The sequence below is a fragment of the Myxococcus guangdongensis genome (assembly GCF_024198255.1).
In the GTDB taxonomy this organism is placed as follows: Bacteria; Myxococcota; Myxococcia; order Myxococcales; family Myxococcaceae; genus Myxococcus; species Myxococcus guangdongensis.
Map to the genome: position 1 here is coordinate 74460 of NZ_JAJVKW010000007.1, position 17989 is coordinate 92448.

At 70.3% G+C, this 17989-nt stretch carries 8 protein-coding genes; 4 read left to right on the plus strand and 4 right to left on the minus strand.

Going from position 1 to position 17989, the window contains the following annotated elements:
* Positions 1–40: 40 nt before the first annotated feature.
* The 3 genes from LXT21_RS22270 to LXT21_RS22280 all read left to right on the plus strand — a co-directional run bounded on the left by LXT21_RS22270 (position 41) and on the right by LXT21_RS22280 (position 3150).
* On the plus strand, positions 41–994 hold the full coding sequence (locus LXT21_RS22270; RefSeq protein ID WP_254040186.1) for an alpha/beta fold hydrolase: 954 nt from the start codon (positions 41–43) through the stop codon (positions 992–994).
* A 66-nt stretch (positions 995–1060) separates the two neighbouring features.
* Positions 1061–1747, plus strand: a complete 687-nt coding sequence (locus LXT21_RS22275) for a response regulator transcription factor (protein ID WP_254040187.1) — start codon at positions 1061–1063, stop codon at positions 1745–1747.
* Entirely contained in the window at positions 1744–3150 is a 1407-nt protein-coding gene (locus LXT21_RS22280; protein ID WP_254040188.1) for a sensor histidine kinase, read from the plus strand. The genes LXT21_RS22275 and LXT21_RS22280 overlap by 4 nt, the downstream gene beginning before the upstream one ends.
* A gap of 9 nt (positions 3151–3159) precedes the next feature.
* Here the strand turns inward: LXT21_RS22280 and LXT21_RS22285 are convergent, their stop codons facing one another.
* The 4 genes from LXT21_RS22285 to LXT21_RS22300 form a co-directional block, all read right to left on the minus strand.
* Entirely contained in the window at positions 3160–4713 is a 1554-nt protein-coding gene (locus LXT21_RS22285; protein ID WP_254040189.1) for an ABC transporter substrate-binding protein, read from the minus strand.
* 4 nt (positions 4714–4717) lie between these two features.
* A complete protein-coding gene (locus tag LXT21_RS22290) occupies positions 4718–5836 on the minus strand; it encodes an SCO family protein (RefSeq protein WP_254040190.1) in 1119 nt (372 codons plus the stop codon).
* Positions 5833–7821: a YncE family protein gene (locus LXT21_RS22295; RefSeq protein WP_254040191.1), complete on the minus strand. Its 1989-nt coding sequence runs from the start codon at positions 7819–7821 to the stop codon at positions 5833–5835. The genes LXT21_RS22290 and LXT21_RS22295 overlap by 4 nt, the downstream gene beginning before the upstream one ends.
* A gap of 84 nt (positions 7822–7905) precedes the next feature.
* A complete protein-coding gene (locus LXT21_RS22300; protein ID WP_254040192.1) occupies positions 7906–13074 on the minus strand; it encodes a copper oxidase in 5169 nt (1722 codons plus the stop codon).
* A 581-nt stretch (positions 13075–13655) separates the two neighbouring features.
* Between LXT21_RS22300 and LXT21_RS22305 the strand changes: the two genes are divergently transcribed.
* A complete protein-coding gene (locus tag LXT21_RS22305; RefSeq protein WP_254040193.1) occupies positions 13656–17969 on the plus strand; it encodes a lamin tail domain-containing protein in 4314 nt (1437 codons plus the stop codon).
* Positions 17970–17989 lie beyond the last annotated feature (20 nt).

Consider the following 17989-nt stretch of genomic DNA (forward strand, 5'->3'; position numbering starts at 1 on the left):
GGCTTGCGCGCCCGGCGTCCTCGCACCATGGTGAGGGCGCATGCCCTACCGTCGCACCACGCGCTTCGTCGTCGCTCCGGATGGAACCCGGGTGGCCTGGCATACGCACCTGGGGGAGCTGCTCGAGGAGTCCTCGGACCAGGCGCTCAAGCCACGCGCCACGGTGCTCCTGAGCAATGGCATCGGCTCCTCGGAGAACTTCTGGCGCCACGTCGTCGCCAGCCTGGAGCAGGACCACCGGGTGGTGCACTGGAACTACCGGGGCCATGGCGAAAGCGAGGAGTCGCGCGATGGCGACTACGACTTCTGCGTGCACGTGGGGGACCTGGAGCGCGTCACGGAGGCGGTGATGGCGCTCGGCGACGGACGGCCCCCGCACCAGGTGGCCTACTCGATGGGCGTTCGCGTCCTGCTGGAGCTGTATCGCCGCCGTCCGGACCTGGTGCCGGCGATGACGCTCATCGCGGGGAGCGCGGGAGCGGCGGGCTCGGGGGACGCGGGGCTGGCGGCGCGCGCCCTCCTGGGCACGGCGCGCGAGGCCCTCCGGCTGGCGACGCCCGCGGTGCCCCTGGCGACGCCGGTGGTGCGCGCGTTCCTGGGCAGCCGGCTGGCGTACCCGTTGGCTCGCGCGGTGGGCGCGCTGCGGCCCCGGGCTCCGCGGGACGACATCGACGAGTTCCTGTACGCGCTGCGCACGATGAGCCCCCAGGCTTATTGGCACACGCTGCGCGGGTTCGCGGAGGGGCACGCGTGGGATGTGTTGCCCCATGTCAAGGTGCCGACGCAGATCATCGCCGCGCGTCATGACACCCTCGTCCCTCTGCGGGAGATGGTGCGCATGCGTGACGCGTTGCCACATGCCCATTGGATGTTGGTGGAGGACGCCGGGCACGCGGGATTGTTGGAGGCCGGAACAGAAATCGCCGACGCCGTGCGCGGCTTCCTCATCGACCACGGGCTGCGGCCGGCGGAGGCGCCGTCTTCTTCGTCGTGACGGGAACGATGCTGGTCACGCTCCCTCCGGGCATGGAAAGCTCCGGTGTGCAGGGGGGACGTGCACATGCGACTGCTGCTCGTCGAAGACGAAGTGAAGATGGTGGTGTTGCTCCAGCGGGGACTGGAGGAGGAAGGCCACAGCCTGGAGGTCTGTACCGGCGGACGCGCGGCGTTGGAGCGGGGCCGCGAGGAAGGCTTTGACGTCATCGTCCTCGACTGGGCACTGCCCGAGGTCGACGGGGTCACGTTGCTCAAGCACTGGCGTGGCGTGGGCGTGCGCACGCCGGTGCTGATGCTCACCGCGCGAGGGACCACGCCGGAGAAGGTCACCGGGCTGCGCTCGGGCGCGGACGACTACCTGGTGAAGCCCTTCGATTTCGAGGAGCTGCTGGCCCGGTTGGAGGCGCTGGCGCGGCGTGGGGAGTCCGAGGATGGACCGGTGCGCCTGGGCTCGGTGGTGTTGGATCCACGTCGGCGGGTGCTGGGCCGCTCGGGTCGCGAGGAGTCGCTGACGGCCCGTGAGTTCGCGCTGTTCTCCGCGCTGGCGAAGCATCCGGGCGAGGCGCAGGTGCGCGCGCGGCTGCTCGCGCAGGCGTGGGGCCGGGACTTCGAGGGCCATGGCAACGTGCTCGACGTGTATGTCGGCTATCTGCGCGCGAAGCTGGAGCGCCTGTCGGCCACGGACGTCGCCATCCGCGCGGTGCGGGGCGTGGGCTACAAGCTGACGGTGTCGGAGGCCGTGACACCGTGACGTTGACCCGGCGGCTGTGGCTGCTGGGCGCGCTCGTTCCCGCGTTGGCGATGGTGGTCGCGTTGGGCAGCGCGGCGCGCTTGTTCCGCTATGACCTGGAGCGCTCGTTGGACCGGGCGCTGCTGGCGCAGGCGGCGGTGGAGAGCGCCAGCCTCTTCGACGGACCCGAGCGCAAGGCGCACCTCCACATGACGGGCTCCCCGTTGCTGGAGCAGGTGCGGCCCTTCGCGCCGCACGGTTATCTCCACGGCCCGGATGGCACCCTGGTGGCGCGCTATCCGCCGGGGCTCCAGGTGGATGAGTCCGAGTCGAGGCGGGTTCCCGGTGCGCCCGGGGCGCCGCCACAGCTCGTCACTCGCATCGGGCCGGATGGCGTGCGCTGGCGCGAGGTGCAGGTGGATGTCCGCTCTCCGCAGGGCGCGCCGTACGCGCTGCGACTGTCGGCGTCACTGGGGCAGGTGGATGGCTCGGTGGGGACGTATCACCGGCTGGCGCTCTTCCTCGCGGTGTCGTTGGGGCTGGCCTTGCTGGTGGTGCAGACGTGGCAGGCGCGCAAGCTGTCGCGAAGGCTGGCGGCCATCACCCGACACCTGCGTCGGCTGCGTGAGGGGGACTTCTCGCATGCGCCGGTGGAGGACCCGGCGCGCGATGAAATCGGGCAGCTGCGCGCCGTGCTGGCGGAGGCGACGGAGCGTCTGCGCGGCGCGCGCGAGGCACAGGAGCGGCTGATTGCTGGCGCGGCCCATGAGCTGCGCACGCCGCTGACGCTGATGCGCACGAGCATGGATCTGGCCCTGCGACGGGAGCGGTCGCGCGAGGAGCTGCGTGTGGGGCTGGAGGAGGCTCGGCGCGAGGTGGACAGGCTGGCGGTGCTCGCGGGGAATCTGCTCGACCTCGCGGTGGCGGGGCGGGGGGCGTGGGACCGGAAGCAGGGGGACCTCTCGCGGCTGGTCGCGCAGGCGGTGGAGGGAGCTCGCGCGGAGGCGGAGCGACGAGGGCTGCTCATCCGCGCGGAGCTGTCTGCGCCGGCCGAGGCCCTCTTCGACGCGGGGAGCCTGCGGCAGGCGGTGGACAATGTCCTGTCCAACGCGATGAAGTTCTCGCCCGAGGGCAGTGAGATTCAGGTGCGGCTCGTTCGCGAGGCGGAGCGGTATCAGGTCCGGGTCGCGGACGCGGGGCCGGGGATTCCCCTCGCGGAGCATCAATCCGTGTTCGAGCCGTTCCACCGATTGGCGGGCACGGCGCACACGCCGGGCACCGGGCTGGGGCTGTCCATCGTCCGCGAGGTGGCGGAGCAACATGGTGGCCGGGCCTATGTCGCCCTGGAGCCACGTCGTTCCGGGACCGAGGTGGTCATCGAGCTGCCGAAGGGGTCCGTGGAGGGCTCGGCGCGCGCGCGGTGAGTGCGACTGTCACGGTGACAGGGGGAGCCACTCTGACGCGGGCACGAGGCGACCGGTGCCTGGCTCCAGCGTGGCGAGCTGTCCTCCCTGGATTCCCACGCGCCGGTTGACCCCGAAGGTGAGCGGTGGCGAGACGCCCGTGTCGAAGTCCCTCAGGGATTCGAGCTGGAGCAACAGGCTCGCGCGGGTGACCTCGGCGCCTGTGCGCGTGAGGGCCTCCACGAACACTCGCGCCGCTGCGTAGGCTCCGAGCTGGAAAGCGGCGTGGCCTTGTTCGAGACCATGACGCGCCATGAACGCGGAGAAGTCCTCCAGGCTGGGGGCGCGCTCGCCCAGGCCCACGGGGGAGATGAATCGGAGCTGCCGCGAGAATGGACCGATGACCTCGGGCTGAGCGAGGCGGGCCGGCGCTAGTACGAGGACCGAGGGGGCTCGCTCTTCCATCCATCGGAGCAACGGGCTCAGACCCTCCGGTGCTCCCGCGTAGAGCACCGCGACGGGAGTCCGTGCTGGCCACGCGTCAGGGAGTCCGCCAGGCAGAATGAGCTCCGTGATGGACGGCAGCTCCCGGCGCGTCATCTCGTCCTTCACGGCGCGTGTCCACGCTTCGCCCGCCTCATCTCCCGAGTGCGCCACGACGAGGGATGCACGCCGCAGCCGCGGCTCTTGGTTGCTCGCGAGCCACTGCACCGCAAGACGCGCGAGCGAGGGCTCATCCGGGTAGAGGAAGAACACGGGGCTGTCCACGTCGGAGGTTCCGCCGCGCAAGGTCAGCGGCAACACGAGTGGAGCTCCCTCCCGGGTGAGCCTCGCATCAGAGGGTTGCGGCCCTCTCCGCAGGCTGCCCACCAGCGCGAACACGCCGCGCTCCAACAGTCGCTCCGTGGCATCGGCCTGCAGCGAGGGGGCCTGTGCCGCGTCATCCTCCACCACCAACTCCAGCCTCCTGCGGAACACGCCGCCCCGCGCGTTCACGTCCTCGAACACCGCGCGCAGGACGGCGGCCGCCTCCTGACCCGCGGGCCCCAGTCTTCCCGTGAGCGGCAGCGCCGCCCCCACCGTGATCGCCGTGGGACTCACTCCGGGGTCGGGGCGTTCACCCAGCTCCCCCAGGTACGCGAGCAGCTCCCGGCGTGAGACGTCGTCCAACTCATACCGAGGCATCGCCACGCTCAGCGCCCGTCCGCTGGCGGAGCGCCCCTCGGTGATGGCGCGCAGCAACGTGTCCCGCGTGTAGGCCGGTCGCGACCTGTCCTCCAATTCGCCCACGGCGCGCGGGCGCGAGTGGAAGAGCGCGCCCGGCGTGATGTCTGGCACTTCCACGCCGCCCTCGGCGCTGCCTCGTCCCGCGGGCCCGTGGCAGCGCGCGCACGCGGCCACCTCTCCGCCGAGCTCCACGCGCTCGGGCGCGAGGAATCCCATCAACGGCGTACCCCGGACGCTCTGTCCTCGCTGAAAGAGCATGCGCCCACGCCGGGCATGCTCCGGGTCCTCGGGCGTCGATGCCGACCTGCAGCCGAGCCACGCCGAGGCGAGCACCATCAGGACTCCGAGGACGCGCATGGGACTACCTCGGGGCATTCAGGTTCTCGACGGCATGGACGATGTTCTCCACCTGGGCCATCGCTGGCGACTTCACCCACACGCCCGTGGCCGCGTCACCGATGAGCAGCGTGGTGTTGTGCGCATCCGGGTCGTCCACGTAGCCGCCCAGCTTCTTGAGCACGCGCGTGATGTTCTCGCGCGCACCCGTGAGGAAGTACCAACCCGGCTTCACCCCGAGCTTCTTCGTGAAGGCCCCCAGGCTCTTCGGTGTGTCGTTCGCGGGGTCCACCGAGAGGGTGATCATCGTGATGTCCCGTCCCACGCGCTCGCCGAGCCGCTGCTGGACCTGCGTGAGGTGCTTCGTGATGGGCGAGCACGCCCCCTTGCACGACGTGAAGGCGAAGTTGATGAGCACCTTCCGGCCTCGCACCAGGTCCTCGTAGAAGCGGTGGGTGCGGCCGTCCTGGTCCACCAGCTCCGTGTTCGTGAAGTACTTCGCCGCGGCCTCATCCTGGGCCCGCGCGTCGTCCTGGGGCGCGTCGCCGCGCAGCTCGGAGGGGCCCGCCGAGGCGGCCTGCACCTCACGAATCGCGGCGAGCAACACGCTGGGCGCGCCCAGCCCATCCACTCGCGTCCACGTGTCGGAGACAGCGTTGCCCACCAGCACCGTGGGACGGTGGGCCTCCTTGTCCGGCACATAGCCCCCCAACGCCACCAAGGCCTGCTTCACCTTCGCGGGGTCGCCCGTGAGGAAGGACCAACCCGGACGGGGCTGGAAGGGCGCGGCGAAGCGCGCGAGGCGATCGGGCGTGTCATTGGCCACGTCCAGGGTGATCGAGATGAAGCGCACGGGGCTGTCGGCCCCCAGCTCCTTCTGGACGCGCGCGACGGTGGCCGTCATCGGTGAGCAGATGGTCTTGCAGCGCGTGAAGATGAAGTTGATGGCCACCGTGTGGCCTCGGACCAGATCCGACCACAGCTTCACCGTGCGCCCCGCCTGGTCCACCAGCTCCACGTCGGGCACCTCGACGCGCGGTGCGGTGGAGGCCTTGGGCGGCGTGGGCACCGCCACGTCCTCGGCCCCGGCGAGGGAACTCCACACGGTGAGCAGAACGAACAGCGAGCGCATGGACACCGTCATCGTGCGACCTCGGAGAGGGAGGCGCTCGCCGGGGCGGGAGCTTCGACGACGCCGAAGGTGAAGTGCGGCAGACGACCCAGGTCGATGTTCCGGCTCTCCACGCCCACCACCAGCTTGTACTGGCCAGGGGAGGGTGGGGCGAAGTCCACCTCGAACTCTCCGTCGGTGGTGAGGCGAGGCTCGGTGCGCCACTGCCACGTGCCGGGCGTCTTGAACATCAACACCCGGACCTCCTCGGGCCGCACCGGACGCGGGTCCATGCCCGGCATGGGCTCGAGGCGGAAGCGCAAGGGCGTGGTGGTCCCCGCCGTGAAGTGCCGCGCCGGGTCGAATCGAGGCGTGAGCTTCAGCGGGAGCTTCTTCGCGAGCGCCGCGTCCTCGGGCACCCCCCCCACCTTCCACTCCATGCAGACGATGGTGCGCGGATTGTCCAGGAGGAAGGCCACGTCGTAGGTGCCGTTCTCGCGCACCGTGGCGGTGGCCGCGTAGGTCCCGGCCTCCACCTCGCGCAGCGAGCGGTCCAGCACCAGCACGGCCCGAGGCTCGCGGCCGTAGTTCAGGTGCGTTCCCCGCGGCGCCATCATGCCCTCCTGGTAGAGGAACAGGGCCCGGTCCGCCGCGCCCGCGACGATGACGCCGTTGCCCTCGGGGAGCGCGGCGATGGGGTCCGAGCGTCCCAGCCCGCGCGCATCCGCGGGCGCCAGCTGCCCCATGGTGACGTTCACCACGGACGGACTGCTCGCGCCGCCCAGCGTGCTCAGCTCCACCAGGGACACGCGACCGCTGGTGGTGTTGCGCACGTACGCGAACGCATCCGTGAAGACGACCGAGTCCGGCGCGGCGAAGCCCTCGAGCGAGTGCGCCACCTGGCTGGTCGCCGCGTCGATGATGTCCACGCCGCCCGCGTCCGGGTGGAGCAGGAAGGCCCAGCGCCCCGTGCGGTCGAACCTCAGCGCCCCCAGCCCCGGCTTCACCGAGATGCGGCGGGATACCTCGCGCCGCGCCACGTCCAACACCAGCACCTCGCTCGTGCGCGGCTGCGCCACGAAGACCGCCCGCGCCACGGCACTCCACGCGACGTCTCCCGCGCCCACACCCACGCTCACGGTGCCCAGCACCTCGCGTGATGCGACATCCACCGCCGTCAGCACGTCGGCCTCCGTGCTGGTGATCCACGCGGTGCGACCCTCGTCCGAGAATGTCACCTCGTGGCGCCCCGCGCCCACGTCCAGCGACGCCAGCTCCGTGTGCGCCGTGGTGTCGAGGATGCTCACCGTGCCGTCCCCGTCATTGCTCACCCAGGCCGTGCGGCCATCGGGCGCCACCACGATTCGTCCGGGGCGCTGACCGACGCGAATCGTCCGCGTCGTGAGGAATCGCTGCAGGTCCACCACGGACACGCTGTCGCCGCTGGCCACCGTCGCGTACATCGCGGAGCGGTCCTTCAGGAGCGCCCAGTCCGCCACCTCTCCACCCAGCGACACCAGGCTGTGCAGCTTGGTGCGCTCGAAGGCGAGCTGCGGATTGATGACGGACACCGTCTGGTCGTGGTTCAGCGTGAGGAACCAATAGGCGTTCAGGTCCACCTCCGCCTTCGTGGACAAGAGGCCCCCCAGGTACGACTTCACGCGCTCCTTGCAGGCCGCGTCGTCCGGAGCCGCCTCACCCGGGGCGCGCGGAGACATCCAGCCCAGCACGCGACGCCCCTGCAGGGACGCGCCGGTCTTCGCGTCCGCGAGCACGAAGCGCGCGGTGCCCTGCAGCGCGGACCCGGCGGCGGCCTCCCGGGGGCGTGCCCTCAGCGCGAGGTCGAAGGACACGCGGACGCCCTCTCGCTCCGCGAAGACAGGCGCCACGGGTGCCGGAGGAGGTGAGTCCTCGGGAGGAGGCGGCGACGCATCGGGGCGCGTGGCGACGCGCACGGTGGCGAGGGCGCCCGCGAACAGCACGCCCGAGACGAGGAGGACCAGGCTCTTGCGCATCATGAGGAGGGTGCTTCGAGACGACGAGAGGACGGGGCGGCGCGGCGCCGACTCGCGCCACGCCGCCCGAGGGTTGCCACACGCGCGCTACTCCACCCGGAGCACGCCCCACAGCCCGCCGCCGCTCCACAGGAAGCTGGAGTGGTCGCGGTACAGGTAGTCACCGGTGGACTGGGTGATGCCGCCGGCGCCGTACTCGGGAATCATCGTGTACGACTGCATCACCGACGCGCCGCCCTGCGTGGAGATGATGGGCGACGAGGCGTTGGGGCCCATCACCCGCGACTGGCTGCCCGCGCGCCACGGATTGCGTCGCCACTCCGCGCCGTGCACGGAGAGCGCGTGCTGACGCGAGTGCCCGGACGGGTGACCGAAGCGCCAGCGCAGCGGGTCCCCAGGCTTCGCCCGGAACAGCGGCGTGGCCGGGTCCAGGTGGACGCTGGAGGCGAGGATGTGGTGCAGGTCGAAGTCGTTGATGGCCTCCGGGCTCGTCTGCGGCGGAACGCCCAACCGGGCCCACAGCGGCTCGGTGCGGTAGTTGAACGCCTTCTGCCCTGTGTCCTGCGAGTCGTCGATGCCCGCGGTGTTGCGCAGCGCGGTGCCGCTCTCCAGTCCGTCGGTGTCCCAGAACGTGGAGTCGTCGCTGTGCAGGCCCAGGTCATCCTGGAGGAGCGCGACCAGCTCGCGGAACGTCTCCTGGGTGCCGTCGGGCAGGGTGTGCGAGACATAGGCCTGGGCCTCGGTGCCCGGGTCCGTCATCCAGTACGCGTTCGTCGGCTCGATGATGAGCGCGCCGATGGCGCCGTGCATGCCGTGGTTCACCACGTCCGCCATGTTGCGCAGGTTGACGATGCCCAGCTCCATCGGCGTGCGGCGTCCGAAGGGGAAGGGGAACCCGAAGGGCGAGCTCTTGAATTCTCCCGCGAACCACCGGTACGTGCGCACCCCGCCGGGCGGCACCGTCTGCACCGCGTTGAGGCCCACGTTGGCGCCGTCATCCACGTTCACGTCGTAGTTGACGAGCTGCGGATGCAGCGACACGTGGTTCGACATCCGCACCTGGTTCACGTTGAAGTAGGGCGTGATGGCGGCGTGGTGCGCCCAGGTGTCCAGCTTCGACAGCGAGCCCGAGGGCAACCGGTTGGTCAGCACCACCTGGACGCACTCGCCCGCGCGGGCGCGGAGGATGAGCGGCTCGGGCTTGCGGGTGCCGTTCTTCAGCGCGGGCAGGTGCGCGTCCTGCGCGAAGATGATGGCGTCCGGGTCGTAGATCTTGTGCAGGTCGTTGTAGACGAGCCGCTTGCCGTACAACCACGTCTTCGCGTCGATGGCGGACACCCGGTACAGCCGCACCGGCGCGCCCTTGGGGCACGAGTCCGTCTTGACGGGCTTGATGCCGAACCAGCCGAGTTCCTCGTATTTGAGCACCAGGTCCTTGTCGATGCGCATCATCCCGTCGCGGTCCGCCATGACGTGCTCGACCAGGCGCGGCTTCACCGGCTTGCCTTCCTCGTCCACCTCGTAGGAGTCCTGGACGGAGTCGCGCTCCTTCTCCGGGTCCATCACCTCCAGGCCCGCCTCCTCGGGCAGGTCGAGCAGCTCCATGGGCGGGTACGCCTGCGCCTGGGGCTCCGCCGCGCCGCGCGTGGTGAAGATCTGCAGCTTCGGGTTCTCGTCCGCCGCCAGCATCGCCACGTCCGCCAGCGAGCGCAGGCCGCGCTGCCGGTGCTTGTACGTGCGGAGGATGCCCCACAAGCCGTTCCACAAATCGCCCGTGGACGCGCTCATGTACATGTAGTCCGCCGTCTCGTACGGGCCGATGATCTGCGGCAGGCCTCCCGTCAGGTTGAACTCGAAGTGCTCGGAGATGCCGATGGCCTGCGCGTTGTAGTAGCCGCTGTCCGGGTCATACATCTCCTTGAGCCACTTGTTGCCGTGCAGCGTGAAGGAGTGCTGCTCCTCCTGCGCGCCCTGGATGAGGCGGATGCGGATGTTGTCGCCCGGGTAGCCCGCCATCACCGGCGTGTACGGGTCGCCGTGGATGTCCGAGCGGAACACGTTCGCCATGTCGCCCCGCGCGCCGAGCCGTTGCACGCGGCCGCTGCAGCTCAACCGGCTGCTGATGCGCAGGGGGATGGGCTCGTTGTGGTAGTTGACGGTCATCCCGCCCGGGTCCGCGGCGCTGATGGCCTCCGGCATGGGCACCGACTCGAAGTCCACGGCCCACGGCAGCTTCGTCTCCTTGTAGTTGGGCGGGTTCACCGGCTGACCGCACTCGTCGTACAGCGGCACGTAGTCCGCGAAGGCGAGCCCGAACTCACGGAAGCTGTCCGCGGGGTTGGCGGCGATGATGTCCGCGCGCCAGCTCGTCGGCCCTCCGTCCGCCACGCGCGAGCCGAAGTAGATGCCCGTGCGCGGGTCCCTCCACTTGGAGCCCTCGGGCTCGACGATGAGCGCGCCGTAGAAGCCGTGCTGTTGATGGGACGACGGGCCGAAGTGGTCGTGCGTGAAGACCGTCTCCAGCGGGTTCTTCCGGCCGGTGTTGCTCGGCAGCGGGTCCGCCCACCAGCGCTGCACGGTGGTCTGCGCGGTGCCCGGCGCGCGAGGGATGCGTGGGTGGGTGGCCGGCGCGCTCAAGTACACGCGCGCCCCCGACTCGCCCACGGTGCCGTCCGCAACGAACGCGCCGCCCGCCGCGTTGGCCAGGTGGATGCGGTGCGCCACCGTGTCCGAGGACAGCGTGCCGTCCTCGTAGTTCCAGCCGTTGCCGGCGCCGTCCGCCGCCATCACGTCGAACTTCACCAGGTGGATGTGCTGACCGATGACATCCGTGGGCGTGTAGATCTGGAAGTCGTCCGGGTTGAGGTGCGCGGGGATGATGTTGGTGGCGTAGAAGTTGATGCACTCGCCGGACGCGGCCCGGAAGAAGAAGGGCTCCGGCGCGCGCTTGCCGTCCTGGGTGGCGGCCACGTCCTCGTTGAGCACCATCAGCCGCGCCTGTGGGTCATGCCACCCGGCGCGGTTCACCCGCTGCATCGCGACCTGGAGGTACGTCGCGCGGTAGTTGCGCTTCGTCGTGCGCTCGGGGCACGGGTCCGCGAAGGGCGCGCCGGCCACGGGCTTGCGGCCGTTGATCAGGAACCGCCCGGTGCCTCCCAGCGCGGTGTAGCCGGGATAGTACCGCGCCATCTCCGCGAAGGCGGGGTCGGCGTGGAGCGGCGCCACCGTGGGTGCGACGGCGCCGGCGCTGCTGGGGAACTCGCCCGCGTGGAACGCCATGGCGGCCTTCTCCGTGGGCGTGCCGTCGTGGGGCAGCAGCTTGATGTTGAGCGCGGTGGGGTCCACGTCGAACCGCCCCGAGTTGCCATAGGCCACCGGGCCCACCGCGTTGGTGACGATGTGCCGAGGCAGGCCGCCGTCGTACTCCAGGTCCAGCGGTGCCTGCGGCGCGCGCCGGCCGGGCATGCCGGCGATGTAGAAGGGGAAGCCTGGGAACGCGGGCCGCGACATCGGGCCCGAGGGCGTGCTCACCGTCGAGGCGACGTACGTGGGCATGGGCGCCATGGCCCGCTGGGGGATGGGGATGACGGCGGGGTTGGGCGTGCCGCCGGAGATCTCCGGGTCCGGCAGTCGGCGGTCCTTGGTGCCGGCCTCGAACACGTCGTGCACGCGCCACAGCGCCCACATGCCCTGCGCGAAGTGCGGGTAGAGGTGGCAGTGGTGGATGGAGTCGCCCGCGGTGAAGTTGCGGTTGCCCGAGCCACCGAAGTTGATGTCGTAGGTGAAGGCGGAGCCGGGACCCACCGTCTGCGAGTCCAGGTAGTTCGAGTCCTCGACGCCGGGCGAGTGCTTCCACTGGTGCGCGTGCAGGTGGAAGACGTGCGTCTCCGCGGGGCCCGCGTGGATGTTGCGGATGCGCACCGGATCTCCCAGGTAGCTGTGGTGCACGTTGGAGGGGTCGTCCGGGTAGAGCGCGTTCACCGCCTTGCCGCTGGCGTCCTTCTCCACGTTCATCGCGGGGTCGCCGTTGGCCCATGATTCGAGGAAGAACTCCTCGTACTCGCAGGTGACGCAGTCCTTGGTGGGGCCGATCTTCGCGCGATTGGCGAGCAGCTCCGCGCCCAGTCCCGCGACGCCGTAGTTGACGCCGAAGCCGTCCCGGACGCTGTGGAAGGTGGGGTTCCACTCCAGCTCGTCGAACGCCTGCACCGCCTTGATTTCATCGTGGTAGATGGCGGTGAGCTCGCGGAAGTGGCCCTGGTCGATGGAGGAGCGCGTGCCCATCACCGTGCTGGAGTAGCCGGTGATGATGGCCTCCAGGTCGCCGTGGCGGATCTTGTGGTTGGCGTCGAGGATGGCCAGGTACGGGCGCCCGGTGCCGTCGAGCTTCGCGTAGTCGATGAGGGGCGTGCCGTCCGGGTTGGTGCTGGTGGTGACGGACTTGAGCACCGACGCGCTCACCTTGGAGCGGTACCAGACGCTCCCAGGCGGCTCGACGTTGACGGCGCCGAAGAGGCCCTGCGCGGTGGAGCCGCCGTCGCCCTCGCCGCCGAACGAGGCGCCCATGCTGTGGAAGAAGAAGACGCCTTCGTGGTCGGCGTACCAGTGGTAGTCCGTCTGTCCACCGGACGGGACCAGGCTGCTGGTGTTCTGACCCACCCAGGCCCCGTCCGAGTCGATGCTCCAGTACTGCAGACCCTGGATGTGGAGCGAGGCGTGGCGCGTGGCGGGGGAGTTGTCGCGGTGGTCGTTCTCCGCCTCCAGCTCCTGACCCCACCAGAACCACCGTCCGCCCACGGCCTTGTTCTGCACCAGGGATTCGACCGGGTCATACGTGGGCGTCCACACCCACGAGGGCAGGACCTTGCGCAGGAAGGAGAGGGTGGTGGAGCCCTCCGCCTTGCTCACGCCGGGTTGGGATTGATTCGCGCTCGGGATGGCGGAGCGCGTCGGCGCCAGCCAGTTGAAGAACTTCACGTGAAGGCAGTCCCCCACGTTCGCGCGCAAGGTGAGGGGGCGGGGCCGCTTGCTCGTCTTGAGCCGCGTGTTGCCGGGCCCCAGGGGCTTGCTCGGGCTGATGGGCTCCACGTCCTCCATCAGCGCGTAGATCATCCCCGTGGGATTGAACGAGCCCAGCCGGTTGTAGGTGTACACCTGGTCCAGCGCGACGACGTCCGCGTGGACCGTGCGCGCGCAGCGGGGCGCCGCGACCTTCCGCGGCGCGGGGTCCACCTGCCGCGTCTGCGCCTCCGCCATGGGCTGGTTCCCCGGCGCGCTGTCCGCCGTGGCGGAAGGGTCGCCGTCGGGCTGACAGGATAGGGTGAGGAAGGTGGTCGCCGCCAGGAGGAGCCGCCGTCGCGTGCGCTCCACCGGACCCCGGGGTGGAGGTGGTCCACCCGGGTGTTGTCGTTTCTCGCTCGAAGACACACTTCCCCCAGTATCGTCCCCCGCTGGGGGCGATCTCTGATTAAGCCGTCAGGCGTGATACTTCTGTTTCTGAGAGACTTCTCACAAACCCAGACGGTGTCTGTGTCTGGGATGTCTCACTATGGGTGCTGGCCGCCGGAAGTAAACACAGCGTGTAACCACCCGGACTCGTGGCACTCCTCGGACGTTCCAGGAGGTTGTCTGAGAAGTTTCAAAGGAACGGGGAGTGCGGGGTTGTCTTGGACGTACGCGTAATTGTTTGAATTGCTTGAATTTCCCTGGGGTAAAACACACCCCCTGGGTGGCAATTTGCTACGCCGATGTTGGAATTTTGCCAGCTCGAAGGAGGAGCGAGGGTTGTAGGCTGCAAGCCCCCCCGCTGGTCACATCTACTTCGGAGCCTCTCCTTCATGTCTTTCCGCCAATTGCTGGCGCCGCTCACGGCGCTACTCCTGGTCGTCACCGCTTGCGGCGATGATGACCCTCCCAGTCCGGTCTGTGGCAACGGTGTCGTCGAGCGCGGCGAAACCTGTGACGACGGAAACACCACCAACGGCGACGGCTGTGAGAGCTCCTGTCAGCCGACCCCGAAGCCGGATGCCGGCCCGGGCGGAGGCGACGCTGGGCCGGGCGAGCCCGACGCGGGTCCTGGTGAGACGGACGGCGGTCATGTCGAGCCTGACGCCGGTCCGGGCGAGACGGATGGCGGTCATGTGGAGCCCGACGCGGGCCCCGGTGAGACGGATGGCGGCGCGGGGACTCCCGACGCGGGTCCGGGTGAGACGGACGGCGGCTCGGGTACGCCCGACTCCGGTCCGGGTGAGACGGACGGCGGCTCGGGTACGCCCGACTCCGGTCCCGGTGAGACGGATGGCGGCTCGGGTACGCCCGACTCCGGTCCGGGTGAGACGGACGGCGGCTCGGGCACTCCCGACTCCGGTCCGGGTGAGACGGACGGCGGCTCGGGCACTCCCGATGCGGGCCCTGGCGAGACGGACGGTGGCTCGGGGACTCCTGACGCGGGTCCTGGCGAGACGGACGGCGGCTCGGGCACTCCCGATGCGGGCTCCGGTGGGACGGACGGCGGCTCGGGTACGCCTGACGCGGGTCCTGGTGGCGGCACGGTCGTGATGTGCCCCGCGGCGAACCTGCCTCCTCCTCCGACGGGGAGCTGCACGGTGTCGTCGGGTAACTCGGCGAAGCTGTTCACCGGCATCGTGTTGGCGCCGGACAAGGTCTATCACGGGGGTCAGGTGCTCGTGGACGCCACGGGTGTCATCCAGTGCGTGAGCTGTGATTGCTCGCAGGCCGCGGGCGCGGCCTCGGCCACGCAGATCACCTGCCCGCAGTCGGTGGTGTCGCCGGGCCTCATCAACGCGCACGACCACATCACCTTCCAGAAGGCGCCCTTCGCCCGGACGGACGAGAAGTACGAGCACCGTCACGACTGGCGCCAGGGCAACAACCAGCACACGCGTCTGGCCGCGGGCAACACGGCGGGCGCGGACGGCATCCGCTGGGCGGAGCTGCGCCAGGTCATCGCGGGCACCACGTCCATCGCCGGCTCCGGCGGCGCGAAGGGCCTCTTGCGCAACCTGGACGCGCCGAACACGTCCGACACGGGCACCAACCAGGAAGGCCTGGGCGCGGGCTCGGGCGCGGAGTACCAGACGTTCCCCCTGGGTGACTCGGATGGTCGCGAGCGCGCGAGCGGTTGTGATTACGCGCGCGTCGACTCGCCGTCGGTCATCCCGGCCGCCTCGGCCTACCTGCCGCACATCGCCGAGGGTATCGAGACGAGCGCTCGCAACGAGTTCCTCTGTCTCTCCGGTCAGCAGTCCGGTGGCCAGAACATCCTCAGCTCCCGCACCGCGCTGGTCCACGGCATCGGCCTGAGCGCCAGCGACATCCGGATGATGGCCACGTCGAGCACCAGCCTGGTCTGGTCGCCGCGCTCCAACATCGGCCTGTACGGCGACACCGCGGCCATCCCGCTCTACAAGTACCTGGGCGTCAACATGACGCTGGGCACCGACTGGCTGCAGTCCGGCTCCATGAACATCCTGCGCGAGCTGCGCTGCGCGGACGACCTGGACAGCGATTACTTCAATGACTCGCTCAGCGACGCGGAGACGTGGGCGCTGGTGACGGGCAACGCGGCGCACGCCTTCCAGGCGACGAACACCGGCGCGCTGGTGCCGGGCAAGGTGGCGGACGTGGCCATCTTCCGGCTCAACGGCCACGCGTCCTCTCCGCACCGCGCCGTCATCCGGGCGGAGCCCGCGGACGTGGTGCTGACGATGCGCGGCGGTAAGGCGCTCTACGGAGAGACGGCCGTCGTCTCCGCCCTGAGCGGCGCGGGCTGCGACACGCTGGACGTCTGCGGCGTCGAGCGCTCCGTGTGCCTCCAGACCGAAATCAGCATGTCGCTGTCCACGCTCCAGTCGCGCAACTCCGGCGCCTACCCGCTGTTCGCGTGCGGCGTGCCAACGGACGAGCCGACGTGCGAGCCGTCCCGCACCTCCACCAACGCGCGCTGGCCGGCCTCCGTGTCGGGCTCCACCGTGTACTCCGGTGGCCTGTCGGGCGCGGACGTCGACGGCGACGGCATCCCCGACGAGGTGGACAACTGCCCGGGCGTGTTCAACCCGGTGCGCCCGATGGACCAGGGCGTGCAGCCCGACATCGACGGCGACGGCGTGGGTGACGCGTGCGACGTGTGCCCGTTCGCGCCCGGCACCACCGAGTGCGCCCGCCCCAACCCGAACGACACCGACGGCGACGGCGTCCCGAACGCCGTGGACAACTGCCCCAACACGCCCAACCCGGACCAGGCGGACTCGGATGGCGACGGCAAGGGCGACGCGTGCGACCTCTGCCCGACGCCCAACCCGGGTGACGCGGCCTGCTCGCTGTCCATCTACACGGTGAAGCAGCCGGGGCCGGGTGGAACGTCTCCGTGGGTGGGCATGCGCGTGGCGCTCTCCAACGTCACCGTGACGGGCGTGGGCTCCACGGGCTTCTTCGTGCAGGTCAACCCGCTGGACCAGGGCTACCAGGGTCCGGACTACTCCGGTGCCTTCGTCTTCACCCGCACGGCGCCGCCGAGCGCGGTGGTGGCCGGCTCGCGCGTGAATGTCGACGCGACGGTGGCCAACTACTTCGGCCAGCTGCAGCTGGCCTCGCCCACGGTGGAGGTCCTCACCCAGGGCAACACGCTGCCGCCTCCGCAGCAGGTGACGTCCGTCGAGGTGGCCACGAACGGCTCGCGCGCCACGCCGCTGGAGGGTGTGCTGGTGCGCGTGTCGCAGGTGCAGGTGACCAACACCGCGCCCGCCCCGGGCGGCGGCGACACCGCGCCCACCGGTGAGTTCGAGGTGGACGGCGCGCTGCGCATCAACGACTACCTGTTCTCGTTCCCGCTGCCGGCGCTGGGAGATCGCTACTTCTCCATCACCGGCGTGCTGGAGCTGCGCAACGACCACTCGAAGATCGAGCCGCGCTCCGCCGCGGACCTCGTGCCCGCGAGCACGGGCGAGGTGTCGCTGGCCTCGCTGGCGCCCACGGGCGTCTTCGTGCGCTCGGGTGTCAACGGCCCGACGTTCCCGGAGCCGCTGACGGTGACGCTCACCGGGCCGGTGACGGTGAACACGGTGGTGACGGTGGCGTCGTCCAGCCCCGCCGTCTCCGTGGTGGGTGGCCAGGTCGTGATTCCCGCGGGCGAGCGCTCCGCGGTGGTCCTCCTGAACACCGACTCGGCGTTGGACCCGGACGCGAAGAAGGCCACCCTCACGGCCACGCTGGGCACGGTGTCCCGCGATGCCACGGTGACGGTGCTGGCGGTGGACCAGCCGGCGGCGCTCGAGCAGCTGTCTCCCGAGCTCGTCGTGGTGACCGGCGGCGGGACGGCGACGCTCACGGTGACGCTGGATGTGCCTCCGTCGGTGGACACGGTGGTGAACCTGTCGGTGCAGCCGTCCAGCCTGGGCGCGGTGCCGGCCCAGGTGGTGGTGCGCGCCGACACGCTGTCCGCGAAGTTCGACCTCACGGCGGCCAACGTCAGCGGCCAGGGCCAGGTGGTGGCGAGCCTGGGCGGTGAGTCCGTGTCCGCGCAGCTGCGCGTCACGGAGCAGCCCACGGGCGCCAACCACGTGGTCATCAGCGAGACGGCCCCGGCGGGCCCGGGCGGCGCGAACGACGAGTTCGTCGAGCTGTTCAACCCGACGACCAGCCCGGTGAACCTGTCCGGCTGGAAGCTCCAGTACAAGAGCGCGACGGGGACCACGTACCTGTCCTTCACGCTGCCCGCAGGCTCGGTCATCCAGCCCCGGAGCTTCTTCCTGCTGACGCACTCCGGCTACGGCGGGGCGACGGCGGGTGACGTGAGCTGGGGGACCGTGTTCTCCATGTCCGCCAGCCGCACCGGCGGCGGCAACCTGCGCATCGGCGGACCGGGACTGGGCACCAACATGAACGACCCGGCCACGGTGGATGCCTTCGCCTACGGCACCGGCAATGCGCCCGAGGGCACCGCCTTCCCGAGCATCCCCGCGGAGGCCGGCTCCTACGAGCGCAAGGCGAAGATCTCCTCGACGGCGGCCACCATGGAGGGTGGTGGCGTGGACGAGGCGGCGGGCAACGGGTATGACTCGGACGACAACGCGTCCGACTTCATCCTCCGCACCCAGCGCCAGCCCCAGACCACCGCCAACGCCGCGGAGTAGTTGACTCGGGCCTTCCGGCC

Excerpts from the sequence above, each read along its gene's own strand:
- LXT21_RS22270 (WP_254040186.1), top strand. The coding sequence starts at position 41 with ATGCCCTACCGTCGCACCACGCGCTTCGTCGTCGCTCCGGATGGAACC.
- LXT21_RS22275 (WP_254040187.1), top strand. The coding sequence starts at position 1,061 with ATGCGACTGCTGCTCGTCGAAGACGAAGTGAAGATGGTGGTGTTGCTC.
- LXT21_RS22285 (WP_254040189.1), bottom strand. The coding sequence starts at position 4,713 with ATGCGCGTCCTCGGAGTCCTGATGGTGCTCGCCTCGGCGTGGCTCGGC.
- LXT21_RS22290 (WP_254040190.1), bottom strand. The coding sequence starts at position 5,836 with ATGACGGTGTCCATGCGCTCGCTGTTCGTTCTGCTCACCGTGTGGAGT.
- LXT21_RS22295 (WP_254040191.1), bottom strand. The coding sequence starts at position 7,821 with ATGATGCGCAAGAGCCTGGTCCTCCTCGTCTCGGGCGTGCTGTTCGCG.
- LXT21_RS22300 (WP_254040192.1), bottom strand. The coding sequence starts at position 13,074 with ATGGCGGAGGCGCAGACGCGGCAGGTGGACCCCGCGCCGCGGAAGGTC.
- LXT21_RS22305 (WP_254040193.1), top strand. The coding sequence starts at position 13,656 with ATGTCTTTCCGCCAATTGCTGGCGCCGCTCACGGCGCTACTCCTGGTC.